We start from the raw sequence: 25,576 nt of genomic DNA, 5'->3' as shown, positions 1-25,576 counted from the left end.
GGCGTCATCTCGCGACGATCATACTTTGGTCAAAAAATGCGGCCTTCTCTTCCCATGCAGCCGCGCATGAGATGTCGCTAATCAGATCTCGCACAAACGCCGCGCACCTTCGATCAACGTCGCGTCGTCCTTCGAGAAACTCAGGCGGATCAAACCCGAATCCGTGCCGTCGGTATAGAACGCCGACAGTGGAATCGTCGCAACGCGTGCATCGCGAATCAGGCGCAGCACGAAATCGCTATCGCTTTCGTCGGAGAAACCGCGAAAACGCGCGAGCATGAAGAAGCTGCCTTCGCTCGGCAACAATTCGAAGCGCGAATCGCTGAGCGCATGCGCGAGCAGGTCGCGCTTCTTCTGATAGAACGCCGACAAGCCGAGATAGCTGTCGCGATTCGCCAATGCGTCGACGAACGCGTACTGCATCGGCGTATCGGCGGAAAACACCATGAACTGATGGACTTTGCGAATCTCGTCCATCAACGCGGCGGGCGCGAGGCAATAGCCGACGCGCCAACCGGTCACGTGATACGACTTGCCGAACGACGAGACGATCACGCTGCGCGCCGCGAGTTCGGCATCGCACGCCATGCTCTGATGTTTAGCGCCGTCGAACACCACGTGTTCGTAGACTTCGTCGGCGAGAATCACGATATCGGTGTTGCGCGTTACGGCCTTCAGGCACGCGATGTCGGCCTCGCTAAGCACCGTCGCGGTCGGATTGTGCGGCGTGTTGATGATGATCATGCGCGTCCTCGGCGTGATCGCAGCGGCGACCTCGTCCCAGTTCACGCGGAAATCGGTCAGCGAGAGCTTGATCGCGACCGGCGTCGCCCCTTGCAGGCGGACGATCGGTCCATAGCTGTCGAACGACGGCTCGAAGTAGATCACTTCGTCGCCCGGATGCACCAAGGCGCTGATCGTGGAATACAGCCCTTCGCTCGCGCTCGCGATCACGGTCACTTCGCTGGCCGGATCGTAGCGCACGCCGTACAGCGTTTCGGCCTTGTCCGCGAGCGCTTCGCGCAACGCGGCGATGCCGGCCATCGGCGCGTACTGGTTGTGACCGGCGCGCATGGCTTGAGCGACACCGTCGACCAGTTTCGCGTCCGGCGCGAAATTCGGCGCGCCCTGCGACAGATTCAGCGCGTCGTATTGCGCGGCCAGTTGACCGATCACGGTAAAAATCGTCGTGCCTACGTCAGGCAGTTTCGAGCGGGCTTGCATGGCGCTCTGCATAAGACTTTCTCCCTTTCTCCATCCGGCGGCGGGTTCGCGCACAGCCGACTGCGCGGCGGTTCCGTCCGGTTCGGTGATTAGGCATCAGCCAAAGAATCGTCACAATCGAAACTTTGTCATGCGCGGCATGCGTTTACGTCATGGCGGGCGAGAAGGCGTGCCGCATCGGCAAGGCCAATGGGCTTGGGCTTTCGGGGAGGAATTGAGGCCGCTGGAGCAACGCGGAAAACAGCGCAGGTATGAAGTAATGTGATGCGGATGTTCAAGGCCGCGACCGTGACCGATCGCAGCCTCGGCAACCTCGACAGCCGGACCGCCCGGCTGTCAGGCGTCGTCCATCATGCGGACCTTGACCTTCTTGCCCTTCACCTTGCCGGCGCTGAGCTTGCGCACCGCTTCGCGCGCGATGCTGCGCTCCACCGCCACATACGTCGACATTTCCGTCACGTTGATCTTGCCGATCTGCGAGCCGGCAAAACCGGCCTCGCCGGTCAGCGCGCCGAGCACGTCGCCGGGGCGGATTTTTTCCTTGCGGCCGCCGAGAATCTGCAGCGTTTCCATCGGCGGCAACAGCGGTTCGTTGCTTGCCGCCTTGAGTTCGGACAGCTTGTGCCATTCGACGTCGCGCTTTTGCGCCTGTTCGAGACTGCCCACGCGGCCCATCTCGTTCATGCTCGCGAGACTCAGCGCCCAGCCTTCCTGATCGGCGCGGCCCGTGCGGCCGATGCGGTGCACGTGCACTTCCGGGTCCGGCGTCACGTCGACGTTGATCACCGCCTCCAGTTGCGCGATATCGAGCCCGCGCGCCGCGACGTCGGTGGCGACCAGCACGGAGCAACTGCGGTTCGCGAACTGGATCAGCACCTGGTCGCGTTCACGCTGATCGAGTTCGCCATGCAGCGCGAGCGCATGAAAACCTTGCGCGCGCAGCACGTCGAGCAGATCGCGGCACTGCTGCTTGGTGTTGCAGAACGCGAGCGTGCTCACCGGACGATAGTGGTTCAGCAGCAAACCGACGGCATGCAGACGCTCGTCCTCGGTCACTTCATAAAAGCGCTGACGGATCTTCGTATTGTCGTGCCGCTCGGCGAGCTTCACCTCTTTCGGGTGACGCAGGAATTGCTGGCTCAGCTTGACGATGCCTTCGGGGTACGTCGCGGAAAACAGCAGCGTTTGCCGTTCTTTCGGGCATTGCTTCACCACGGTCGCGATATCGTCGAAGAAACCCATGTCGAGCATGCGGTCGGCCTCGTCGAGCACCAGCGTGTTGAGCGACTGCAACGGCAGGCTGCCGCGCTCGAGGTGATCCATGATGCGGCCCGGCGTGCCGACCACGATATGCGCGCCGTGTTCGAGGCTCGCCGTTTGCGGACGCATCGGCGTGCCGCCGCACAGCGTCAGCACCTTGATGTTTTCCTCGGCGCGCGCGAGGCGGCGGATTTCCTGCGTGACCTGATCGGCGAGCTCGCGCGTCGGGCACAGCACCATCGCCTGGACGGCGAAGTTGCGCACGTCGAGGCGGTTGAGCAGCGCCAGCGAAAACGCCGCCGTCTTGCCGCTGCCGGTTTTCGCCTGCGCGATCAGATCGTGGCCGGAGAGCGCGATGGGCAGGCTCGCGGCCTGAATCGGCGTCATCTCGACATAGCCGAGTTGCGTGAGGTTGGCGAGCGTCGCGGGCGGCAGCGCCAGTTGGCTAAACGGCGCGCCCGCGGTGGTGGGACTGTTCATGGAGGTGATGACTCGCTATCGACTGAAGGCTGGGGACTAAACGGCCATCGGGCCGGGGGAGGGACGGCCTTCGATCTGCTCGTACAGCACCGAGCCATCGTCCGCGTCGAAACGTTCGACGTAATTGCGCGCGCCGCACATCGGGCAACGGAACAGGAGCCCCTGGCCCTCGTTCTTGATGACGACGTCCGACTGCTCCCATTGCGCGCCGCAGGACTGGTTTCTACAGGTAAACACGTTGATTCTCCAACTGGATTCGATTGTCTATGGGACGGGCCGCACGAACGGCCTGGCCGTGAATGAGGTTTGGGTCGCCGCCGCGGTTGCCGCGGTTGCCGCCGCTCACGCGCCGCGCGCTTCAACCCAGATGCGTATGCCGCGCACGCGTCGCGCTCACGTCCATGTCGTTGAGGCCCTGCACGATGCCGCAGTCTTCGACGGCCTGTTCACCGTGGCATTGCTCGCGCAGTGTGGTGAGCTGCGCTTTCAACTGCGTCAATTCCTCGATGCGCGTGTCGACGTGCGCAATGTGCTCGTCGAGCAAATCGTTGATGCCGCCGCAGCCGTTCGCCGGCGCGTCCGTGAGAAGCAGCAACGCACGGATCTCGTCGTGGGTCATGTCGAGCGCGCGGCAATTGCGGATGAAGCGCAACCGCTCGACGTGCCTCGCGGTATAGCTGCGGTAATTGGCCTCGGTGCGCTCCGCTTCGGGCAACAAGCCTTCTTTTTCGTAGAAGCGGATGGTTTCGGTCGTGCAATGGGCGATTTTCGCCAGTTCGCCGATTTTCATGGACCCTCCGGGTGGCGGTCTTGACCTTGTAGTGGCTTCAAGGTGTTTACTAGACCACAAATCGAACCAGGAAGCCACCTATGCCCCACGCTCATCACGCCGAAGCCGACCGCCATGAACAGCCGAAAGCCTGTGCGGATGGCGATGAACACGGCGCGCACGCTGCCGATGCTCATGCGCACGACGCAAGCTACGGCCACCAGCCGGTGGCACTCGACGGTGAGCCGAACCGCAAACACGCGCATACGACAGGCGAATGTCGCGGGCACGATCACAAGATGCACGATCACGGCCACAGCCAGAGCAATGCACAAGCTCACAACCACGTCGCCGCAGGCTGCTGCGTCCCCGCACCGGCTTCATTCGCGCCGGTCCAGCTTCCTCGTTCGGAAACCATTGGCAGCGACGTGCGCACCGCGATCCGCATCATGCAGATGGATTGTCCAACCGAAGAAGCGCTGATCCGCAAGAAATTCAGCCGCATGCCGTCCGTGCGCGGCATGGACTTCAACCTGATGCAGCGCGTGCTGACGGTCGTGCATGCGCCCGAGGCGCTCGACTCGATCCTCTCCGCGCTGCGCTCGCTCGACTTCACGCCCGAACTCGCGAACGACGACGCGGACACCACGCCCGCCGCCGCTTTTCACGTACCGTCGAAGCCGTGGTGGCCGCTCGCGCTCGCGGGCGTCGCCGCGGCGGGCGCAGAGGCCGTCGGTTGGCTCGGCGCACCGATGTGGCTAGCCGCGGGTCTCGCGCTCGCCGCCATCGCTTCTTGCGGCCTCACGACCTACCGGAAAGGCTGGCTCGCGATCCGCAACGGCAACCTGAACATCAACGCGCTGATGAGCATTGCGGTGACGGGCGCGCTGATCCTCGGCCAATGGCCTGAAGCAGCCATGGTGATGGTGCTCTTCACGATTGCCGAACTAATCGAGGCCAAGTCGCTGGACCGCGCCCGCAATGCGATCGAGGGCCTCATGCAACTCACGCCCGAACAGGCGAGCGTGCGGCAGTCCGACGGCAGTTGGCGCTCGATGGACCTGAAAGCGATCGCACTGGGCGCGCTGGTCCGCGTGAAACCGGGCGAGCGGATCGCGCTCGACGGCGAAATCGCCGCGGGCCGCTCGAGCGTGAATCAGGCGCCGATCACCGGCGAAAGCCTGCCGGTCGACAAGGCAGCGGGCGACGCCGTGTTCGCCGGCACGATCAACCAGGCGGGCTCGTTCGATTATCGGGTGACGGCCTCGGCCAGCAATACGACGCTCGCGCGCATCATTCACGCGGTCGAGGAAGCGCAAGCCAGCAAAGCGCCGACGCAGCGTTTCGTCGATCGGTTCGCACGGATCTATACGCCGGCCGTGTTCGGCGTCGCGCTCGCCGTGGCGGTGCTGCCGCCGCTCTTCCTCGACGGACTGTGGCGCGAGTGGGTCTACAAGGCGCTGGTGATGCTGGTGATCGCCTGCCCTTGCGCGCTCGTGATCTCGACCCCGGTGACGATCGTCAGCGGCCTCGCCGCGGCCGCCCGCAAGGGCATTCTGATCAAAGGCGGCGCCTTTCTGGAACAGGGCCGCAAGCTGAGCCGGCTCGCGCTCGATAAAACCGGCACGATTACGCACGGCAAGCCGGTGCAGACCGAATTCGAAGCGCTCGCGGATCTCGACGAGCCCCGTTGCCTGACGCTCGCGGCGAGTCTCGCTGGCCGCTCGGACCATCCCGTGTCGATGGCGATTGCGGCGGCGGCCAGGACAGGCGGCGTGATGAGCGTGACCGTCGATGCGTTCGAGGCGCTGGCGGGACGCGGCGTGCGCGGCGACATCGACGGCACGCCGTACTGGCTCGGCAATCATCGCCTGATCGAAGAACTCGGGCGCTGTTCGGCATCGCTCGAAGCGCGGCTCGACGCGCTCGAACGCCAGGGCAAAACCGTCGTGATGCTGGCCGACGCCGAACGCGTGCTCGCGCTGTTCGCCGTCGCGGACACGGTGAAGGAGACGAGCCGCGCCGCCATCGCCGATCTGCACCGCCTCGGCGTGCGTACCGCGATGCTCAGCGGCGACAATCCGCACACCGCCGAGGCGATCGCGCAGCAGGTCGGCATCGACGAAGCGCGCGGCGATCAGTTGCCGCAAGACAAGCTGAACGCGGTGGCGCAGTGGTCGAAGGACGGCGCGACAGTGGGCATGGTCGGCGACGGCATCAACGACGCGCCCGCGTTGGCGCGCGCCAGCATCGGCTTCGCGATGGGCGCGATGGGCACCGACACCGCGATCGAAACCGCCGACGTCGCGCTGATGGACGACGACCTGCGCAAGATTCCCCTGTTCATCCGTCTGTCGAAGGCGACGCATTCGGTGCTGGTGCAGAACATCGCGCTGGCGCTCGGCATCAAGAGCGTGTTCCTCGTGCTGACGGTGATGGGCCTCGGCACGATGTGGATGGCGGTGTTCGCCGATGTGGGCGCGAGTCTTCTGGTGGTGGCGAACGGGCTGCGGCTGCTGCGCCAGTCAGATCAGTGAGCGAACGAACGACTCGCCGTGGTTTGAAACGCGCCGATCCCGGCCTTCAACGTATCCGACGGCCGCATGCCGAAAAGCTTCCGGTAATCGGTGGCGAACTGGCTCAGATGCCAGAAGCCCCACGCCGCCGCGACGTCCTGCACCGAGCGTGATTCACGCGACGCATTGCACAGATCGCGCCGCGCGCCGTTCAGGCGAATCGTGCGCAGATAGATGGCGGGCGCCATGCCGAGCACGTCCTGAAAGCAGTATTGCAGCGTGCGCCGGCTCACGTGCAGGCGCTCGCACAACTCGGGCACGTTGACCGCGCGCTCGCGGTTGGCGAGCACATACTCGCGCGCTTCGGAAACGATCGACTGACGACGCGCACGCGCGGGCATCGCCAGCGGCTCGCCGCCACGCAATGCGCCCACGTCGAACAGCGACGCGAGCACCGACGCCTGCAAGTTGGCGCGCGCTAGCGCGGAGAGCGGCGTGCCGCGCGCCGCTCCGTCGTCGAGAAGCTGGCGCAGCGAGGCGCACAACCGCTCCTTGCGCGGCAGGCCGATCGGCACGACCGCCGTATTCGGCAGATGCTCGGCCAAACCGATGCGCTCCACTTCCGCCGCATAGCGGCGCAGCACCTCGCCCTTCACCACCACGCCGAAAATCTCGTAGCCCGCCGAGGTCAGCAATTCGAATTCGATGCCGCCCGGACGGAATGCGAGCGCATCGCCCGCGATCACTTGCGCGTCGATACGTCCCGAGCCGGCGGGGCACGTGGGAATGCCGAACCAGTACGCGTCCTTTCGCACCTCGCAGGTTTGCCGCAGCGTATGGCTGGTCGTCTCGACGAACACCTGCATATCGTCGAGACATAACTCCGTCAGGCCGCCGATAAAACGGCCGGCGGTCAACTGGTCGTAGGTCTGATGCCAGCCGTGCAGGTTGCGGGCCTGCTCGTCGGCGTCGTGAGCGACGCAAGTCTGCACGCAGAAGCTGGGCTGCTGCGCGAGCGTTGAACCTGTCAGGCTCTCGGGATGGGCTTCAATCGTCATACCGGATCGGCGAAAACGGAATATCGGCGAAAACAAGGCAATTCCCATGCCGAACGGATTGGGCGATCCGCTTGCACGCGCGTCCACGCAAGCCACGCCGCCTGTTCATTTCATGAACAGCGCCGCGCGCGTTGATCCGAAACGATACGTTCACCTGTCTCCGCTTGAACGGGGCAACGCGTCATGTCGGGTGCGAGTGCGTGCTGCGCGTGCACGGCTCACCAGTGCGGTGCATTGGCACACTTCTGGCTCTACGCTGTTGCGGCCCAGCGAAACATCGCGCCGAATAGAGCCCGTTAAACATGTGAGGAGCACACTGATGAATCACGCAGAGATGCAGTTTCTGACCACCGAATTCCCGTACAAAAAGCAGTATGCGAACTTTATCGGCGGCGAATGGGTCAAGCCGGTGGGCGGCGAGTACTTCGACAACGTATCGCCGATCACCGGCGAGCCGTTCACGTCGATCCCACGTTCGCGCGAAGCCGATGTCGAACTCGCGCTCGACGCCGCGCATCGCGCAAAAGCTGCATGGGGCAAGACCTCGACCACCGACCGCGCGAACATCCTCAACCGCATCGCCGACCGGATGGAAGCGAATCTGCAGCGTATCGCGGTCGCGGAAACGATCGACAACGGCAAGCCGTTGCGCGAAACCATGGCCGCGGACATTCCGCTCGCGATCGATCACTTCCGCTATTTCGCCGGCTGCGCCCGTGCGCAGGAAGGCTCGATCTCGGAGATCGACGACGACACCGTCGCCTATCACTTTCACGAACCGCTCGGCGTGGTCGGTCAGATCATTCCGTGGAATTTCCCGATTCTAATGGCGGTGTGGAAGCTCGCGCCCGCGCTTGCCGCCGGCAACTGCGTCGTGTTGAAGCCGGCCGAGCAGACACCCGCGTCGATTCTCGTCCTGATGGAACTGATCCAGGACCTGCTGCCGCCGGGCGTGCTGAACGTGGTGAACGGCTTCGGCCTGGAAGCCGGCAAGCCGCTTGCATCGAGCAAACGCATCGCGAAGATCGCGTTCACCGGCGAGACCACCACCGGCCGTTTGATCATGCAGTACGCGAGCCAGAACATCATTCCGGTGACGCTCGAACTCGGCGGCAAGAGCCCGAACATTTTCTTCGCCGACGTGATGAGCCAGGACGACAGCTACTTCGACAAGGCGCTCGAAGGCTTCGCGATGTTCGCGCTGAATCAGGGCGAAGTGTGCACGTGTCCGTCGCGTGTGCTGGTCGAGGAAACGATTTACGACCGCTTCATGGAGCGCGCATTGAAGCGCGTCGCCGCGATCACGCAAGGGCACCCGCTCGATACGAAGACGATGATCGGCGCGCAGGCCTCGCAGGAACAGTTGGAAAAAATCCTGTCGTATGTCGATCTCGGCAAGCAGGAAGGCGCCCAATGTCTGATCGGCGGTGAGCGCAACCAGCTCGACGGCGAACTAAGCAAGGGCTATTACGTGAAGCCGACCGTATTCCGCGGCCACAACAAGATGCGCATCTTCCAGGAAGAGATCTTCGGCCCGGTGGTTTCGGTGACGACGTTCAAGAACGAGGAAGAAGCGCTCGACATCGCCAACGATACGCTCTACGGCCTGGGCGCCGGCGTCTGGACGCGTGACGGCACGCGCGCCTACCGTTTCGGCCGGCAGATTCAGGCGGGCCGCGTATGGACCAACTGCTATCACGCGTATCCGGCGCACGCGGCGTTCGGCGGCTACAAGCAATCGGGCATCGGCCGTGAGAATCACAAGATGATGCTCGACCACTATCAGCAGACCAAGAACCTGCTCGTGAGCTATAGCGAGAAGCCGCTCGGTTTCTTCTGAGCGGTAGCGCTCACGTTCCAGCGGGCCGCCTTGCGCGGCTCGCTTCTTTTTAGCGAGGACATGTGATGGCTGATGAGAAGGAAGTCGCCCGCGTAATCGCAACGCCCGCCGCGGTCGAACTGATCGACAAGCTGCGCGCCGAACACGGGGCGGTACTGTTCCACCAATCCGGCGGATGCTGCGACGGCAGCGCGCCGATGATGTTTCCGCAAGCCGAATTCATGGTGGGTTCGTCCGATGTCAAACTCGGAACGATTGCCGGCGCGCCGTTTTACATGAGCAACTCGCAATTCGAATATTGGCAGCACACGCAATTGATCATCGACGTGGTGCCCGGCAATGGCGGCATGTTTTCGCTGGAACGGCCTAGCGGATTGCGGTTCCTGACGCGCTCCCGGCTTTTCGAGGACGACGAGAACGCGTGGCTCGCAAAGCATCCGGTGGCGCGGGCGGATGCCTGATTGTTTTATTCAGCGCTCGAGTTTGATGCGTCGCTGATCGAGGGCGTTGGCGCCGCGCTCGCGAGCAGCGCGTCGCTATCGTCTTTCAGGCCGATGCCGGTGACGCCCAGGCGCCTTGCATGCGTGAGCAGGTAATGCAACTTGTGCGCGGCCGCCGGATAGTCGAGACCTTCGGGACGCACATTCGAAATACAGTTGCGTTGCGCGTCGCTACAACCCACTTTCGGCGCGTACGTCAGGTAGATGCCGAGGCTGTCGGGTGAACTCAAGCCTGGCCGCTCGCCGATCAACATGACCACCAGCTTCGCACCGAGCAACTCGCCGATTTCGTCGCCGAGCGCGACGCGCGCCTGGCGTGCGACCACCACCGGTCCGATCTTCCAATCCGTGAGTTTCGTGCGGACGGCTTGCAAAAGCGGAATCGACTGCTTCGACGCCGCGAACGCCGACAGGCCGTCGGCGATCACGAACACGACCTCGGGCGAATCGACCGTGAGCTGTTTCAGCGCCTCGCGGCTTTCATCGCTCAACCGCCTGCCGAGATCGGGACGCCGCAAGTAATGCTCGCGATCCGGCGCGGCGCTATGCACGTCCAACGTCCTGAAGTTCTGCGCGCGCAACTGTTCGTGCAGCACGTCGGTGTCGAGCGGATGATGCACGGCGTCACGCGCCTGCGCATGCGACAGGTTGAACGCGAGCAACGGCGCGGTTGGCAAGCTGTTGCCCGCGCGGCCCAACGCGATACGCGCGTTGGTGAACTGGCGCAGCGCGTTCCACGGGTTCTTTTCGAGGAAGTCGCTCATGCTATGCCCATCCAGTCGCGCGCGCCTTCCAGGAGCGGTTGTTGCGTGGATGCGCTCAGCAGCGCGCCGCGCGCGTCGGTGATTCGCATCGACTCCAGCCACGCTTCGAATTCGGGCGCGCGGCGCAAGCCGAGCACGTCGCGCACGTAAAGCGCGTCGTGGAACGAGGTGCTTTGATAGTTGAGCATCACGTCGTCCGCGCCCGGAATGCCCATGATGAAGTTGATGCCGGCCACGCCGAGCAGCGTGAGCAGATTGTCCATGTCGTCCTGATCGGCTTCGGCATGATTCGTGTAGCAGATGTCGCAGCCCATCGGCACGCCCAAGAGCTTGCCGCAGAAATGGTCTTCCAGACCCGCGCGCGTGATCTGCTTGCCGTCGTACAGATACTCCGGCCCGATGAAACCGACCACCGTGTTGACGAGAAACGGATTGAACTTGCGCGCCACCGCATAGGCGCGCACTTCGCAGGTCTGTTGGTCGACGCCGAAATGCGCGTCCGCCGACAACGCGCTGCCTTGGCCCGTTTCGAAATACATCAGATTATTGCCGACCGTGCCGCGCTTCAGCGACAGTCCCGCTTCATGCGCTTCCTGCAGCAGCGCGAGCGAGATGCCGAAACCGGCGTTCGCTTTTTCCGTCCCCGCGATCGACTGAAACACGAGATCGACCGGCGCGCCTTTTTCGATCGCGGCGATCGTGTTGGTGACGTGGGTGAGCACGCACGATTGCGTGGGCACCTGGTAGCGTTGGCGGAAGTCGTCGATCATTAGCAACAGCCTGGTGATCGCGCCGAGATTGTCGCTGGCCGGATTGATGCCGATCATCGCGTCGCCGCAGCCGTACATCAGGCCGTCGAGCATCGAGGCGGCGATGCCTTTCACGTCGTCCGTCGGATGATTCGGCTGCAGGCGCACCGACATGTGCCCCGGCAATCCGACCGTGTTGCGAAAGCGCGTAATCACCGGACGTTTGCGCGCCGCCGCGATCAGATCCTGGTTGCGCATCAGCTTCGAGACCGCCGCGACCATTTCCGGCGTGAGGCCGGCGGTGATGCGCGTGAGCGCGTCGGCGTCGGTCGTGCTGCTCAACAGCCAGTTGCGGAAGTCGCCCACCGTCAGATGCGCGATCTCGGCGAACGCCTCTTGCGAGTGATCGTCGATCACGAGACGCGTGACTTCGTCGCTTTCGTACGGGATCAGCGCTTCGTTCAGGAACGTGCGCAGCGGCACCTGCGCGAGCGCCATCCTGGCCGCGACGCGCTCCTCCTCGCTCGCCGCCGCGACGCCGGCGAGCTGGTCGCCGGAACGCTGCGGGCTTGCCTTCGCCATCAAGGTTTTCAGATCGGCAAAGCGATATGCGCGGCTGCCGATCGTCTCCGTATAGCTCATCTTTACGACTCCATCGCCGCTGCTCGCACAGCGGCTCGATTCGTCACTCTTCCAGCAAGGCGTCCGCCGGCGCCGCTTCGCGTTGATGGCGCGTCAAGAGGAAATAGACGTAGCCCAGCGCGAGGAAGATTGCGAACACGACGGCCACCAGAAAGTTGAAGTAGACCATCGTCCCGAGACAGATCACCGCGGCCACCAGCGCGAACGCCGGAAAGAACGGAAACAGCGGCGCGCGGAACGGGCGCTCCATGTTCGGGTCGGTGCGGCGCAGCTTGAACAGCGACATCATGCTGATGATATACATCACGATAGCGCCAAATACGGACATCGTCACGATGTTCGCCGTCAGCGTCTGGCCGCCGAACTGGATCAGCTCGTCGCTATAGATCGCGGCGATGCCGACCACGCCGCCCGCCAGGATCGCGCGATGCGGGGTCTTGAAGCGCGGATGCACTTTCGAGAGCCACTCGGGCAGATAGCCCGCGCGAGCCAGCGCGAAAATCTGCCGCGAATAGCCGAGGATGATGCCGTGAAACGACGCGACGAGTCCGAACAGGCCGAGCCACACCAGCATATGCATCCAGCCGCTGTTTTCGCCGACGATGTACTTCATCGCTTGCGGCAGCGGATCGTTGATGTTCGACAGCTTGGTCCAGTCGCCCGCCGCGCCGGCGAACACCATCACGCCGATCGCGAGCACCACCAGCGTCAGGATGCCGGCGACATAGGCGATCGGAATCGAACGCTTCGGGTTCTTCGCTTCCTCGGCGGCCATCGCGACGCCTTCGATCGCAAGGAAAAACCAGATCGCGAACGGAATCGCCGCGAACATGCCGTGGAACGAGCCCATGCTGAAGGTATCCGCGCCGGCCCAGCCGCCTTTCGTGAAGTTCGACCACTGGAACCCCGGCGACACCACGCCCATGAACACCAGCAACTCGAAGATCGCGAGCAGCGTCACGCACAATTCGAAGGCTGCGGCGATCTGCACGCCGACGATATTCAACGCCATGAAGATCAGATATGCACCCATCGCCGCGTGCTTCGGCTCGAGACCCGGAAATTGCACGTGCAGATAGGCGCCGATCGCCAATGCGATCGCCGGGGGAGCGAACACGAATTCGACGAGGGTCGCCGCGCCCGCCAGATAACCGCCGGTCGGGCCGAACGCGTGCCGCGCGTAGGCAAACGGGCCGCCCGCATGCGGAATCGACGTGGTGAGTTCGGTGAAACTGAAAATGAAGGTCGTGTACATCGCGGCGATGAAGACCGCCGTGATGACGAAGCCCAGCGTGCCCGCGCTCGCCCAGCCATAGCTCCAGCCGAAATACTCACCGGAAATGACGAGGCCGACCGCGATTCCCCACAATTGCCACGTGCCGAGCGTCTGCTTCAACTCGTGATGCGTGACCTTACCGACGTGCTGACTGCTGGACTCTGTTTTCATCGGACTCTCCTGAGGGTGCCGCTTGCTCGACGCCGCAAGGCTTTGCGGTGCATGGGCGGACAGGCTTCCGCCGATGGTAGTGAGCCATTAATCGAGGTGTTATCGAAATTCGGCAAATTTTGGCGGAGGTTATATCAGTGGGCGCTTAACTGCGGGGGCTGTTTGGCGAGGATTGAATGGGCGGGTGATGTTTTGCCGAACGTCTGGTTTGATGCCTTGTACGCCGCTTTGCCTGCTCGGTGCCCGCTTGTGCAGCGGGCTTCGCGGATGTCTCTCTGGTTTTTATAGTCTTTGTATATGTATACGTAGTAATAGTTAACAAGCATGGGATGCGGTTGTGGATAACCTGAAACTTCGTTTTCGAATCAGAAGCCTGCGGAATCGATAACCCTGCGAAGCGCCAGCGGACAGCGACGCTCAGCCAGGGAAAACTTTTGTGCCGTCCGGCGACGCCGCGGCCTTATCAAGGTTTCGCCCACAACGTGTCAGGCGGCTTTTACAAAAGTTGTCCAGAGGGGACTGTGGATAAGTTGGACGGCTTTGTGTCGCCCGGCCAAGGAGGAAAGGCTTTGGCGCAAACCCTCGATTCATGCGCCGCAGCGCCGGTGCGTTTATCGCGAAAATGTTCGCACTACCAAGGCGTTGACAAGCTGCGAGCCCGTCGCTTATCGTCGCGTCGCGGGACGGTTGGTCAAGCTTGCCCCGGTTCGGGCCGCATACGTTCCGGGCACTACGGGGCTACCCCGTGGATCAGAATGACCTCCGCAGTTCGTCGCATGAGCCCGTTGTTGCGCGTTGCGCAAATACGCTCACGCAGCACAAGACGCGTTGACTGTCGTCCCGCCCTCCTTTGCTCTATGCCGCAATCTTCCCTGCAAGTCGTCACCTACGCGATCGCCGACGCCATGCTCGCCGGGCCTGCCGATCCGGCCACGATGGTCGAGCGGATGACGCGCGTATTGGGCGAGTCCGCCGGCTGGATGACCGGATTGGCGCGCCGGGTCGAGAAACGATTTGGCGCGCGCTGGGACAGCGTCGAAGCCAAACACCTGTCAAAGATCATCGCTGAAACCGCGGGCTTTGTTGCGGCGTGGAAAAGCCAGAACCGTCCGCGCATTGTTCGTGTGCTCACGCGACCGCCTGTTCAGCGACCTGCTCCGCGCTGGTTGCGGGACGTCACGCTGCCGCAACTGCCGACAATCGGCGATCTGGCTGCGTGGCTCGATGTGGAACCCCTGGAGTTGGACTGGTTTGCAGATCGCTGGCGTGTAGCGGCTCACGATGCGACGACGCGGCTTCACCACTATTCCTACAAGGCGATAGAGAAACGCGACGGTCGATGTCGAATCATCGAAATTCCCAAGTCGCGGTTGCGGGAATTGCAGCGGAAAGTGCTGCATGGCCTGCTCGACCGGATTCCCGCTCACGATGCGGTGCATGGTTTTCGGCGCGGCAGGAACACGGTCACGTTCGCGGCGCCTCACGCTGGAAAAGCGGTTGTGATTCGCTTCGATCTGACCGATTTTTTTGCGTCGGTTCATGCGGGACGTGTTTACTCTGCGATTCATGCTTTGGGTTATCCGTTGGAAGTTGCGCGAGCGCTGACTGCGCTGTGTACCAATCGGGTGCCGAGTGGTCGCCTGCTGGCCATCTACAAGGATCCGGCCACCGACGATGGCACCAAGAAGTCGGCCAGGGGGCTGTTGCGCGTCGAGAGGGAAGGCGAGCGCTTCGTGCTTTACGAACAGCAGACCGTCGAACAGGCCGAAGGCGGTGCGCTGGTCCCGGTCTTTCGCAACGGCGCGCTTCTGGCCCGCCAATCTCTCGCCGAGATCCGAGACCGGCTTAGGGCGTCGTGGACCTGTCCGGCACCCGGCTCGATCGATTGGGATTAATGTGGGCCGCCGCCCCGGCTTTGCGCGGGTCAGCAATTACCAGGCACACGCAGCCGCGAAAAAAGTCACCGATAGCGAGCCCCCGTCATGCAGCAAGCCACCGCTTCCAGTTGGAAAAGCCGTTTGAAGACCGTGATTTTCGCGGTGTTGGCCTTTGGGGCGGTCGGCGCGTTCCTGACGTCAATGTGGGCGGTGCTCGAAGTACTTCGCTGGCTCGGCGGGTTGATGTTTATCGACGTTCACGAAGGCCGCTACATCCGGCTGGATTCAAACAGCATCATCAACGTCTGGCCGAATAATGTACTGGTGTTCTTTTATACGCTGGTTGTTCCGTCACTGCTGGCCGGTGCACTGGAGCAATACCGTAAGCGTGCGAAACGAAAAAGACGCACGGTGGCGACGGCGGGCACAGGTAGCGGCTGGCGTTTGCTGTGTCTTCGTTTGACCGGCGTGACGCTCGCGCTGTTCGTGCTTGCCGTACCGGGCATGAATACTTATACGATCCTCACCCCGGTAGCCATCGTGCAGAAGACGTTTTTCTCACTGCACGCGGACACCTAACGATGCAAAAATCCCTTCAATATGCATGCGACATACCGTGGAATTTTTACCGTTTAACAATTCGAGTAGGAAATTCTGCCTTTATCTAAAAGCTTGCAGTTGGCGTTAGTACACTCGAGCCTGCGCTCAATAACACGCAAGTGGTGCGCATGAATGGGGGACTAAGCATAAGCGATCGATAAATGACGCCTCTCTGCATAGAACGAAGATCTAACGGCCGATCATTCTCTGTACTCAATTGATCGATGAAGGCACGGAAAGGTCCGTTCTGAGTCTGTCTTCAGCCCAGTGGCCCGGGAGCCTCATGACAGATTTCTTGCAATTGAGACAGGACCAAGGTATTTTCGCAGGAGAGCAGGTAACTTCCTGCTCAATCGTAAAGGAAACAAGCATGGACGCTCGTCATTGGGTCAAGCAGGGAGGTCTTGGCGGTCTGTAATCGCCAACGCCTGTTTTTGCTTGTTTGTTTTGCACAATTTCGGCCAGGGCAAGGCGCCGAATTATTTTGCTTTCCATTTCGCATCTTGCAGGCCCCGGTAACTACGGCGATCTCATGAGGCGTATCGAAATGGAACAGGTCTACGAGTCGAACAACTTCCCTTCTACGATAAAGAGGAAATCCGCTTGGCGAGCAATTCACGCGCGACATGCCAAAGCAGATTTCAATAATTCCCATGCAGCTGAACCCAGCATGGACGTTCGAACGCATAGACGAATGACCCATCATGTATGACACGGTAGGCTATTCGCGATCTCTAGAGCCTGCCAGCGCGAAAACTGCGGCGTCAGTCGCAATTAGTCTTGCGGTCGACGCCTGCAATAGTGGCGGCACTTCATGTCTAAATAGGCCAGTCACATTACCTCAGTCCCACAGTCGCAAAACTGTGGCGCCAGTCGCAATTACTCTGGCGCCCTACGCCCGACACGTAGGGCGCCACAGTTAATGCGACGGCGCACACAAAAAATCAAAGACTTACGCGAGGCCGCGCCAAAGACGTCTTGTCGGGTGCGACGGAGTTCCCGCGACTGGCCTACTTTCACGCCAAAGTAGTAGCGTTTGGGTGCGACCCTAATTAAGAACGGCTTCATCACCGGCCCGGGCCGGCCGTAATGCGGCTCGGGCCACAAAAACGAAAACCAGCGGCCGTAGAAAGCGGGAAGATCGTCTCGGGTGGGTCGCCGCCGCCCCGAGGCTCCGAACCCGATCCGCCCCGGGCATAACGGACCCGCCTGTGATATCAGCGTGGAGCGCCATCATGAAATCGGCCCGACTTTGCCTTGCCTGCGGCAATCCGTTTCATCCCCTTTTGCGGGTCCCCAATCAACGGTACTGCTCGGCCGCGGCTTGTCAGCGGGAACGCCGGCGCCGCTGGCAACGGCGGCGACTTCGCGTCGACGCCGACTACCGCGATAACCAGGCGCGGGCCCAATCGAACTGGCGTGCTCGTCACCCGGACTACTGGCGTCAATACCGCGCGACGCACCCGGCCTATCGGGAGCGCAATTGCGCGATGCAACGGGAGCGGAATGCGCGACGAAGTTCCAGTCCTGTTGCAAACATGGACGCGTCACCGCATTTACACCCGCTCGCATCAGGGTTCTACATACTGCGCCGTGCGGTCGAAACGGGCATTGCAAAGATGAACGCGTGCACCGTCCATATCGCCGTGCTGTCGACACCAAACGGGCCACCCATACGTGATTGCAAAGAGATGACGTGATCGACTTCCGCGCCACGCCTGCTACCTTTGCCTTGTACCCGCTCTGAATCAGACACCACCGCAGTTGCGACGCGGTTGCGTTTCGAAAGTGACGATCTGCGTGTCCGACGCGATGCCGGATACGCGAGCTCAGGGGAGCGAGGATTCGAAGCAGCGGGAGCAGGACCGTGTCACTCGATCACATAGACGATACCGTCGTCGTACAGGCCCCTTCGGTACGGGCGGCCGAATACGTTCGGATGTCGACCGAGCATCAGCAATACTCGACCGAGAACCAGCGCGACAGGATCCGGGAGTACGCCACGCGGCGCGGTCTCGAGATCGTTCGCACCTACGCTGACGAGGGTAAAAGCGGTCTGCGTATCGACGGGCGGCAGGCGCTTCAGCAGCTAATCAAGGACGTTGAAAGTGGTCGAGCGGATTTTCAGGTGATCCTCGTCTATGACGTGAGTCGCTGGGGGAGATTCCAGGACGCGGATGAAAGTGCGTACTACGAATATGTCTGCCGGCGTGTCGGCATCCAGGTCGCGTACTGCGCCGAACAGTTCGAAAACGACGGCTCGCCGGTTTCCACCATCGTGAAAGGAGTGAAGCGGGCAATGGCCGGCGAATACAGCCGGGAATTGTCGGCCAAGGTGTTTGCCGGCCAGTGCAGGCTGATCGAGCTCGGCTTCCGGCAGGGCGGACCGGCTGGCTACGGTTTACGCCGCGTCCTCATCGATCAGCACGGAATCATGAAAGGAGAACTTCAGCGAGGCGAACACAAGAGCCTGCAGACCGATCGGGTGATCCTTATGCCAGGGCCCGAGAGCGAAATCCGGATTATCAATCTCATCTACAACTGGTTTATCGACGGGTCATTAAATGAATATGAAATTGCGGCCCGGTTAAATGGTATGCGAGTTCGCACAAATCTCGATCGGGAATGGACGCGAGCGACTGTACGGGAGGTACTGACCAACGAGAAATACATCGGCAACAACGTCTACAACCGCGTGTCGTTCAAACTCAAGAAAATGCGCGTCGTGAATACACCTGACATGTGGATCCGGAAGGAAGGTGCATTTCAGTCTATCGTACCAGGTGAGACGTTTTACACAGCACAGGGCATCATGCGGGCGCGCGCCCGGCGCTATTCGAATGAGGAGCTCATCGAGCGTCTGCGCAACCTGTACCGCAACCGTGGTTTCCTGTCCGGCCTCGTTATCGACGAAACTGATGGCATGCCATCAAGCTCCGTTTATATGTACAGATTCGGCAGCCTGATCCGCGCATACCAGACCGTTGGTTTCACGCCTGGTCGCGATTACCGCTATCTCGAAACTAACCGGTTCCTCCGTCAGCTTCACCCGGAAATCATTGCGCAGACGGAGAAGAAGATCGCCGATCTCGGTGGCACGGTACTGCGCGATCCAGCCACAGATATGCTCACCGTCAACCATGAGTTCACTACCTGCCTCGTTCTCGCGCGTTGCCAGACACACGAAAATGGGCGGCATCGCTGGAAGGTCCGGTTTGACACGAGTCTGCTGCCGGACATTACCGTAGCCGTTAGGCTCGACCACGCGAATTCTGCGGCGCTCGATTATTACCTCCTGCCGCGCCTGGATTTCGGCCAGCCGCGTATCAGCCTCGCCGACCAGAACAGGATTGAGTTCGAGAGCTATCGTTTTGACACGCTTGATTATCTCTATGGCATGGCTGAGCGGGCCCGTCTCCGGAGGGTGGCATGAACCAGCAGCAACAGGCGGGCGAGGTCCACATGATTCCGGTCGACCAGATCGAGGTCATCAATCCGCGCGAGCGTAACAACCGCGTCTTCAACGAAATCGTTGGCAACATCAGGGCGATCGGCCTCAAAAAACCGATCAAGGTCACTCCGCGAGCCACTGCCGACGGCGTCGAGAAGTATCTGCTTGTGTGCGGTGAAGGCCGCCTGAAGGCCTTCCGTTCACTAGGCGAAACGACCATTCCGGCGATGGTTGTGAATGTCAGCGACGAAGACGCATTCATCATGAGTCTCGCGGAGAACATTGCGCGTCGCCAGTGCCGACCGCTCGAACTCCTCGCCGGCATCCGGCAATTGCAGGAGCAGGGATACACTTCGAAGGTGATCGCGGAAAAAACGGGGCTCACGCAATCATATGTCCAAGGTATCCTGATGCTACTGCATCATGGTGAAGAGCGCCTGGTCATAGCCGTGGAGAAGGGACGGATTCCACTCAACGCCGCACTGTCTATTGTCAGCGCCGGTGACGACGACACGGCAATGCAGGCTGCTCTGCAGGAAGCTTACGAATCCGGCAAGTTACGTGGCAAGCAATTGATAGATGCCCGCCGGATTATCGAGCGACGTAAAACACTTGGGCGCTCCGCTGCCCGCAACATGTCGGGCAAGCTCGCGGATGTGACGACATCGAGCCTGGTGCGGACCTATCAGCATGAAGTCGAACGCCAGAAGTCGATGGTGCGTAAGGCCGAATTTGCGCAGCAGCGGCTCATGTTCGTCGTGGGCGCGCTTCGGCAAATTTTTGCAGATGAAAACTTCGTCAATCTGCTGCGTGCGGAAGGGTTGGCAACGTTGCCGAAATATCTTGCCGAGCGCGTCTGGTCGGGCGGGAGCGTCACATGACAGGCGTAACGCTCGGTTTCATTCCCGAACCTCTATCTGTTCCCTTAGTGTGCATCTTGCCGTCGCGCAAGATGCCGGCGACGATCATCGATTCCCGCAAGTTCAAACAGATCAAGGCCTCGATCGAGGAGATCGGCCTGATTGAGCCACTGTCGGTTACTGCAGTACACCAAAGCACGGGTCAACATGTGCTGCTTGATGGCCACCTACGCCTCATTGCAATGCAGAAGCTAGGATTTGTCGAGGTATCGTGCCTGGTTGCAACCGACGACGAAAGCTACACGTACAACAATCGTGTCAATCGGTTGTCCACAATCCAGGAGCACTATATGATCCGGCGCGTCGTCGAACGGGGCGTGTCGCCGGAGAGGCTGGCAAAGGCCCTCGCTATGGACGTGTCCATGATCCTCAAGAAGCTTTCGCTGCTGGACGGCATATGTCCTGAAGCCGCCGAACTTCTGGGAGATCGCCAGTTCTCAGTAGACCTCGCTCGCGCAATTCGAAAAATGAAGCCGACGCGGCAGGTCGAATGCGTCGAATTGATGATAGCGGCGAACAACGTGACCGTGCCTTATGCCGAAGCGCTGCTTGTCGCAACACCCGCAGCACGCCTGGTTGACGGAAAGAAGCCGCCGAAGCTGACCGGAGTCACACCTGAACAGATGGCGAAAATGGAGCGGGAGATGAGCAATCTGCAAGGGCAATACAAACTTGTCGAGCAGACCTACGGACAGGATGTGCTGAACCTAGTGCTCGCAAAGGGATATCTCGCCAGGCTTGTGGAGAACCAACTGGTAGCTCAATACCTGCGGCAACGCCAACCAGACCTGCTGGCTCAGTTCGAAACGATTGTCGAGACGGTGTCGCTTGAGCAGCAGCAATTCAGCGTTCTCACCTAGCCGGATGAGCGCGCGCGAGCCGGATCAAGGCAATCCATACTGCACAGCCTTCTTTTCATCCTTGAACGCACTGACCGCTTGCGCACCCAACCGGATCGGCGCAAAACACGCTGCTTCTACATAGGCCGTGTCGAAGTAAAACTGCAGACTCCCGTCTGTCCGTACGGCCAACGTAAACGGCTTCGACATCAGATACTCATCATTAAACGTCGACGCATCGAGGCAATCAGATTTCCCAGCATTGATCCGCTTGAACTCAGCCATGATGGGGACAACCGATTCCTTTGTCAGAAACAGGCTACCGCCATCGCGATGTCCTACTGCATACACCTCGTTCAGATCGAATCGCTTGCCATTTTTGATGCGATATGAAATGCCATACTGGTACGCGTTAGGATGCGCGCCGTCGCACTGCGAACTCCCGGTCACTTCGAACCCAACGATGCTCGGCGTCTCAATCGTCTTCTTTATATCGGCGCGATATTGCGCCGTTGCACCCATGCCGCTCGCGTTGTCTACACATTCCTTCGCGTCCTTAAGAATACCGGCGCGCAACGATTGTAATGATGCGTCCAGCGGCGCAGTGTGCTGATTCAGCGCCGGTATCGCCGATACTGATGCCTTCATACCGCCTGCGTGAGCGACTGGGGCGAGCGAACCGAGCACAAGAGTCAGAGACGCTGCTATAAGGTTTCGATAATTCATGAAATATCCGGATTTCTGGCTGAGGATCAAGAACGAATGGGCATCTTCGTCGAGTGGCACCCTATGAATTGCCGAAAAGGTGCCTATGAACATCATTCAGTGCATATCGACCTTCGTCACGGGCGCCTCGTTGACTTCGTCGAAAATTTTGTTCGAAAAGTTCTTATATCTTGAAGCCTGGCATTCTTTATCGAAAATTATCTTCCCATTTTTCGATACATAGAGTTCACCCGGCCAGACCGAGGACACGACATACGTGTACGGCTCCTTCGAGAACTTCAAATGCAGGCCACGAATACTTCCTTCGGATACGTCGGTGATCTCGACCGTCTTGGCAGGCGGAATATTCTCGGGCGGAAATACGAAGACATCGTCCTTGCTACCGTATCGGTATTGCACGTAGCCCCGGTCAGGGTCAGGGTTGTTCTTTGCACAGATGGAAACGGTCTTCCCGTTCTCCAGCGGACAACTGAAATAAATCTCCTCGCCTTCGTTGCAAAGCGTCTGGTCATCCTGCGACAACTGAGTCTTCGCATTCGCCACGTCATATCTAACGAGAGACAACAAAACAACCGTGAACAATCCTGCCATACGTATCACTTCAATCCCTCCCAGTTATGAATCGAGGCGAAGTTATTTCGCCGGTCAACGATTTCGTTTATGTTCTCCCGGCTGGTCGGGTGGTCAGGATGATGCGCGAAAAGCTCAGGATTGATCTCTCGGGTGCCATCCGGTGCGGTCATCACTTGGCGGGTGGCCGTCGTACTGGATTTTGCCTGTCGTGTTGCAGGCTGGGCAGGACACGCTATCGCCTTCGTGTGCAACATCCCGCCCGCTCGGTTGAATCGTGGTCACCGTAGCTTGGACCGTGCCGTTATTTGACAAGCATAAACCGGTCGGCGTAGGTCAATAGCATTGGGCCGAACCGACCACGATGCTCGTAGTTGCCTCGGCCCATTAGACCGTGGCATTCTTCGTCAATCGCACTTTTCCCCTGAGCGAATGGCGCACCGACTCAAATCACGAAATCATCCTTCCTCAACCGGTACGCCGAACGATGTCGAGGAAAATCTCTCGGACGACGTTAAGGATCGGTTGCGGCACGCGCAGATTGTCCAGCTAGAAGGCGAAGTAGCTGAGTTAGAGTGCGCGCAGTTTACGGTGACAACCGATTGGAACGGAAATAGTTTTAACCACGGAACAATGCGTTCGTTTCGATTTCAGGTGAATGGCGTCTTCGTTGTCCTATATACGCCGAAAGATTGCATTCCCTACTACAGTAAGGTGGAGTTACCGCTTGCGGAGGGCGACAGCATATGCCTGGCAATTGCGTCAGAGGCATTGTCTGGCCGACATCTTGTCTATGGTTTTCGCAATACTGCCGACCCGCGTGTCTTCGTAGCGTTCGCGGCCGGCTCCCTCGAGGGGACCATGCCAGACAGTCAAATTTACTACCTACCGCGGCTCCCTCGGTTTTGGGGAAAAAGCAGATGGAAACAGGCCTCTGTGTTCGGCGCGTTCGCGGTATTGGCCTTCACTCTGTTCGCATATCTAGGACACGGTGAGCCGAGCGGAAACGGATTGTCAGCGACCGTGGTGTTCAATTCGATCTTCGGAATTGCGTGCGCGAGCTATTTACTGACTATCACGTACGGAGCACTGCGCTGGCGATTAAGTTTGCCGACACGTCGCCAGCGTAATCTTCTTGCAGTATTGAGTGCCCTTGAAGTGCCCGCTCAAGGTCCAAACAAGGGCACAATATGCGCGGTCTAGTCCGTTTCCGTCAGGTGATTGCTGACGAGCTATGAGGCTGCACCGAACAGCCGCTCCTGCCCGTTGCGTGCCGCACGCGGTTGCTCATGGCGTTGTTCGGGACATGCTATGGCGAGCGGCGAATCGCTGCCACCAGTAGGTCAATTTTTCGCACCCTTCCATTAACGGAACGGCTTCAGGTGCCTGCATGAAGCATGCGAACATTGGAGCGGCGTAAAGATCAGCAATTGTCACGTCGCCGCCAATCAGAAACTCTCGGTCGTCGGACAGCCGGGTCAATTCAGACAGACATACAGCGGCACACGGTAGCGCGGCGGCGATTTTCCGCTCATCTGCCAACCGGCCTTCGCGAGCTGAAACCACGCGTTCAACGTATATGTCCCAAACGAGCGTTCGGTAAGCATAGGAGTCCAGTATCCCAACGATCTGGTTTGCCTTGGCGCGGGCTCTCGGATCTGTCGGTTGCAGTTTGCATCCGGGAAAAACGTCGTCGATATAGCGAACAATCGCGCCGGTCTCGTAAAGATGGAAATCGCCATGCTCGAAGGCTGGAATACGGCCGAACGGGTGACGCGTCAAATGCTCCCGCGGAACACCCGTCTCTGCGAATACATCCACTTCGATCAGGTCATATTTGACCTGTTTCTCTTCCAGTGCAAGCCGGACGATCCGCACATAGACACTCCATGCGGCTCCGTATAGTTTCACCATGTCAGTAGTCGGCACAGCCCCCCAGTCGGCCCGCGAAAATGACGGCGGCGACAGCCCGCACGACTATCAAGATCCCCATTCATGGAGCCGTCCCTTTTGGCGGCTTCGAACGGAACAATCGATCGTGGGCAAACGTGTACCATTCCCCGCTCGCACTCAAGAACACGTTGTCATTGGTCCAACGAACCTCGTCGAGATCAAGTGCGTTACCGATGGACAAAACTACCGGCTGCGGCTTCCGGAAGTCATACATGGATACCGACGGAGGTTCGGAGAAGCCGCCGACGAAGTCCTCGATGATGATGCGGTCGGCTGGTTTGTGCGCCGTATCGCCATCTGTGAAATAAGCGTAACGCGACCCGTAGAGCTGGTCGAAGTGTGCCCCCCTCAATGTCACATTAAAGGTCACGCCGTCCGCCTGCGCTTTCCCAATCTTCGAAATCGACACTACGCCCGCCGTTGTCTGGATAGCATCGTGATCCGTTCCAGAAACCTGTGCGTAGCTATTCATACAGCACGCGACGAGAAGTGTTACGACGATTGGTGACTTCAACAAAATGCTCCATACGACTATCGACTCGTGGTCGGAAACCGGTTCATCAAAGCACTACGGGACGCCTATTCGGGTGCTATGTTCCGTAGCATCAGAAACTCCCAAGTGTCGTTCATGAGCAACGGAAAACCGTACCATGGTGCTGACGGTACGCGGGCGTGCAATGGCGGATGGAGGGCTTCGCAGGACGCAGCACGGCCGTACCCGACGAGTTCAGTGACGAGCGAGCTAGCGTTGCTGAGGAGGTCGTCCGGAGATAGATTCCAGATGAAGTCGGAATCTCCGCTCTGCGAATACGCCCGCAGGACTGCGCGACCGACCGACGGCGCATACCAATACACTTCCTTGCTGTAGCCGGTGACGGTGCAGTCGGCATCGCCGCATTTCTGGGCTTGCAACAGCTTGCTTGAAGAGTGCGGATTGCTTTTCGTCCAGGCAGTATTGCGCTCGATCACAAACGTATCGAAGGTCCCAGCGCCAACATGTCGTTTCTCAGTGCCAATGACATGACTTTGGGAAATGGCGTGATAGGTGAACTGCCACTCGGCATCGCCACCGAGATGCGAGGTGAGGTCTTCTGTGAACTCGTCGGACCACTTCCTGTCCTTCGCGAGCGGGAATACAAGCAGTTTTCGCTGCCCGCGCCGGGTCGCGTTGACCGACGTATACGTGGCGGTCTGTTCATCGATGCGCGTGATTGCACCGGGGCCACCGATGTCATAGCTTGCAATACCTGCGGACACACCTTTAAGCGTCATGGTGGATGGCTGGGGAGATCCGATGCTATAGCACCATGTCGTACCGGAGGCCGGCAGTGTTCTCGAAGGTGCTGCGAGCACTTCGGCGGCGGTGGCGTTCAATTGTGAACTGCACAGGG

At 60.2% G+C, this 25,576-nt stretch carries 24 protein-coding genes; 10 read left to right on the top strand and 14 right to left on the bottom strand.

What is annotated here, in order from left to right:
• Positions 1–81: 81 nt before the first annotated feature.
• The 4 genes from ACOCG7_RS31110 to cadR all read right to left on the bottom strand — a co-directional run bounded on the left by ACOCG7_RS31110 (position 82) and on the right by cadR (position 3,754).
• Positions 82–1,236, bottom strand: a complete 1,155-nt coding sequence (locus ACOCG7_RS31110; protein WP_073430370.1) for a pyridoxal phosphate-dependent aminotransferase — start codon at positions 1,234–1,236, stop codon at positions 82–84.
• A gap of 324 nt (positions 1,237–1,560) precedes the next feature.
• A complete protein-coding gene (gene dbpA, locus ACOCG7_RS31105; protein WP_073430371.1) occupies positions 1,561–2,964 on the bottom strand; it encodes an ATP-dependent RNA helicase DbpA in 1,404 nt (467 codons plus the stop codon).
• A gap of 36 nt (positions 2,965–3,000) precedes the next feature.
• Complete coding sequence (locus ACOCG7_RS31100) at positions 3,001–3,201, bottom strand: hypothetical protein (RefSeq protein ID WP_073430372.1); 201 nt, start codon at positions 3,199–3,201, stop codon at positions 3,001–3,003.
• A 121-nt stretch (positions 3,202–3,322) separates the two neighbouring features.
• Positions 3,323–3,754 carry a Cd(II)/Pb(II)-responsive transcriptional regulator gene (cadR, locus tag ACOCG7_RS31095; protein WP_073430373.1) on the bottom strand — a complete coding sequence of 144 codons (432 nt, stop codon included), beginning with the start codon at positions 3,752–3,754 and terminating at the stop codon, positions 3,323–3,325.
• 80 nt (positions 3,755–3,834) lie between these two features.
• On the opposite strand from cadR, the gene ACOCG7_RS31090 reads away from it, so the two are divergent.
• Positions 3,835–6,270, top strand: a complete 2,436-nt coding sequence (locus ACOCG7_RS31090; RefSeq protein WP_235004900.1) for a heavy metal translocating P-type ATPase — start codon at positions 3,835–3,837, stop codon at positions 6,268–6,270.
• Here the strand turns inward: ACOCG7_RS31090 and ACOCG7_RS31085 are convergent.
• Positions 6,264–7,307, bottom strand: coding sequence for a helix-turn-helix domain-containing protein (locus tag ACOCG7_RS31085; protein ID WP_073430395.1), 1,044 nt, complete (start codon positions 7,305–7,307; stop codon positions 6,264–6,266). The genes ACOCG7_RS31090 and ACOCG7_RS31085 overlap by 7 nt on opposite strands.
• A 319-nt stretch (positions 7,308–7,626) precedes the next feature.
• Between ACOCG7_RS31085 and adh the strand changes: the two genes are divergently transcribed.
• Together adh and ACOCG7_RS31075 are read left to right on the top strand one after the other, a co-directional pair.
• Entirely contained in the window at positions 7,627–9,147 is a 1,521-nt protein-coding gene (gene adh, locus ACOCG7_RS31080) for an aldehyde dehydrogenase (protein WP_073430374.1), read from the top strand.
• 65 nt (positions 9,148–9,212) lie between these two features.
• Positions 9,213–9,608: a DUF779 domain-containing protein gene (locus ACOCG7_RS31075; RefSeq protein WP_073430375.1), complete on the top strand. Its 396-nt coding sequence runs from the start codon at positions 9,213–9,215 to the stop codon at positions 9,606–9,608.
• Positions 9,609–9,613: 5 nt separating this feature from the next.
• On the opposite strand, the gene eutC is transcribed toward ACOCG7_RS31075, so the two are convergent.
• The 3 genes from eutC to eat are packed head-to-tail and all read right to left on the bottom strand — an operon-like array spanning position 9,614 to position 13,249.
• A complete protein-coding gene (eutC, locus tag ACOCG7_RS31070; RefSeq protein ID WP_073430376.1) occupies positions 9,614–10,411 on the bottom strand; it encodes an ethanolamine ammonia-lyase subunit EutC in 798 nt (265 codons plus the stop codon).
• Complete coding sequence (locus tag ACOCG7_RS31065; RefSeq protein ID WP_073430377.1) at positions 10,408–11,802, bottom strand: ethanolamine ammonia-lyase subunit EutB; 1,395 nt, start codon at positions 11,800–11,802, stop codon at positions 10,408–10,410. The genes eutC and ACOCG7_RS31065 overlap by 4 nt, the downstream gene beginning before the upstream one ends.
• A gap of 43 nt (positions 11,803–11,845) precedes the next feature.
• Positions 11,846–13,249, bottom strand: coding sequence for an ethanolamine permease (gene eat / locus ACOCG7_RS31060; protein WP_073430378.1), 1,404 nt, complete (start codon positions 13,247–13,249; stop codon positions 11,846–11,848).
• Positions 13,250–14,106: 857 nt separating this feature from the next.
• Between eat and ACOCG7_RS31055 the strand changes: the two genes are divergently transcribed.
• From ACOCG7_RS31055 to ACOCG7_RS31030, 6 genes are all read left to right on the top strand, one after another.
• Positions 14,107–15,144 carry a reverse transcriptase family protein gene (locus ACOCG7_RS31055; protein WP_084561442.1) on the top strand — a complete coding sequence of 346 codons (1,038 nt, stop codon included), beginning with the start codon at positions 14,107–14,109 and terminating at the stop codon, positions 15,142–15,144.
• Between the two features lie 87 nt (positions 15,145–15,231).
• Entirely contained in the window at positions 15,232–15,705 is a 474-nt protein-coding gene (locus tag ACOCG7_RS31050; protein ID WP_421378633.1) for a hypothetical protein, read from the top strand.
• A gap of 1,256 nt (positions 15,706–16,961) precedes the next feature.
• Positions 16,962–17,426 (top strand): hypothetical protein, encoded by a 465-nt coding sequence (locus tag ACOCG7_RS31045; protein WP_106356122.1) that lies wholly within the window; start codon positions 16,962–16,964, stop codon positions 17,424–17,426.
• Between the two features lie 167 nt (positions 17,427–17,593).
• The gene (locus ACOCG7_RS31040) at positions 17,594–19,159 is read left to right on the top strand and encodes a recombinase family protein (RefSeq protein WP_421378630.1); all 1,566 of its coding nucleotides are present in this window, start codon (positions 17,594–17,596) and stop codon (positions 19,157–19,159) included.
• A complete protein-coding gene (locus tag ACOCG7_RS31035) occupies positions 19,156–20,058 on the top strand; it encodes a ParB/RepB/Spo0J family partition protein (RefSeq protein WP_421378627.1) in 903 nt (300 codons plus the stop codon). Before ACOCG7_RS31040 ends, ACOCG7_RS31035 begins: the two co-directional genes overlap by 4 nt.
• A complete protein-coding gene (locus ACOCG7_RS31030) occupies positions 20,055–20,957 on the top strand; it encodes a plasmid partitioning protein RepB C-terminal domain-containing protein (protein WP_421378624.1) in 903 nt (300 codons plus the stop codon). The genes ACOCG7_RS31035 and ACOCG7_RS31030 overlap by 4 nt, the downstream gene beginning before the upstream one ends.
• A gap of 24 nt (positions 20,958–20,981) precedes the next feature.
• Here ACOCG7_RS31030 and ACOCG7_RS31025 read toward each other — a convergent pair whose 3' ends face one another.
• From ACOCG7_RS31025 to ACOCG7_RS31015, 3 genes are all read right to left on the bottom strand, one after another.
• Complete coding sequence (locus ACOCG7_RS31025) at positions 20,982–21,584, bottom strand: hypothetical protein (protein ID WP_421378621.1); 603 nt, start codon at positions 21,582–21,584, stop codon at positions 20,982–20,984.
• Between the two features lie 174 nt (positions 21,585–21,758).
• Positions 21,759–22,253 (bottom strand): hypothetical protein, encoded by a 495-nt coding sequence (locus tag ACOCG7_RS31020; RefSeq protein ID WP_421378619.1) that lies wholly within the window; start codon positions 22,251–22,253, stop codon positions 21,759–21,761.
• Positions 22,254–22,258: 5 nt separating this feature from the next.
• Positions 22,259–22,489 carry a hypothetical protein gene (locus tag ACOCG7_RS31015; protein ID WP_421378616.1) on the bottom strand — a complete coding sequence of 77 codons (231 nt, stop codon included), beginning with the start codon at positions 22,487–22,489 and terminating at the stop codon, positions 22,259–22,261.
• A gap of 175 nt (positions 22,490–22,664) precedes the next feature.
• Between ACOCG7_RS31015 and ACOCG7_RS31010 the strand changes: the two genes are divergently transcribed.
• Entirely contained in the window at positions 22,665–23,435 is a 771-nt protein-coding gene (locus tag ACOCG7_RS31010; protein WP_421378612.1) for a hypothetical protein, read from the top strand.
• An 84-nt stretch (positions 23,436–23,519) separates the two neighbouring features.
• Here ACOCG7_RS31010 and ACOCG7_RS31005 read toward each other — a convergent pair whose 3' ends face one another.
• The 3 genes from ACOCG7_RS31005 to ACOCG7_RS30995 form a co-directional block, all read right to left on the bottom strand.
• Positions 23,520–24,146, bottom strand: coding sequence for a glutathione S-transferase family protein (locus tag ACOCG7_RS31005; RefSeq protein ID WP_421378609.1), 627 nt, complete (start codon positions 24,144–24,146; stop codon positions 23,520–23,522).
• Positions 24,147–24,225: 79 nt separating this feature from the next.
• Positions 24,226–24,657, bottom strand: a complete 432-nt coding sequence (locus tag ACOCG7_RS31000) for a hypothetical protein (protein ID WP_421378606.1) — start codon at positions 24,655–24,657, stop codon at positions 24,226–24,228.
• 107 nt (positions 24,658–24,764) lie between these two features.
• On the bottom strand, positions 24,765–25,559 hold the full coding sequence (locus ACOCG7_RS30995) for a hypothetical protein (RefSeq protein WP_421378603.1): 795 nt from the start codon (positions 25,557–25,559) through the stop codon (positions 24,765–24,767).
• Between the last annotated feature and the right edge of the window lie 17 nt (positions 25,560–25,576).

Source organism: Paraburkholderia sp. DD10, from assembly GCF_049177125.1.
Lineage (GTDB): Bacteria > Pseudomonadota > Gammaproteobacteria > Burkholderiales > Burkholderiaceae > Paraburkholderia > Paraburkholderia terricola.
This window is presented reverse-complemented; position numbering and strand designations above follow the sequence as displayed.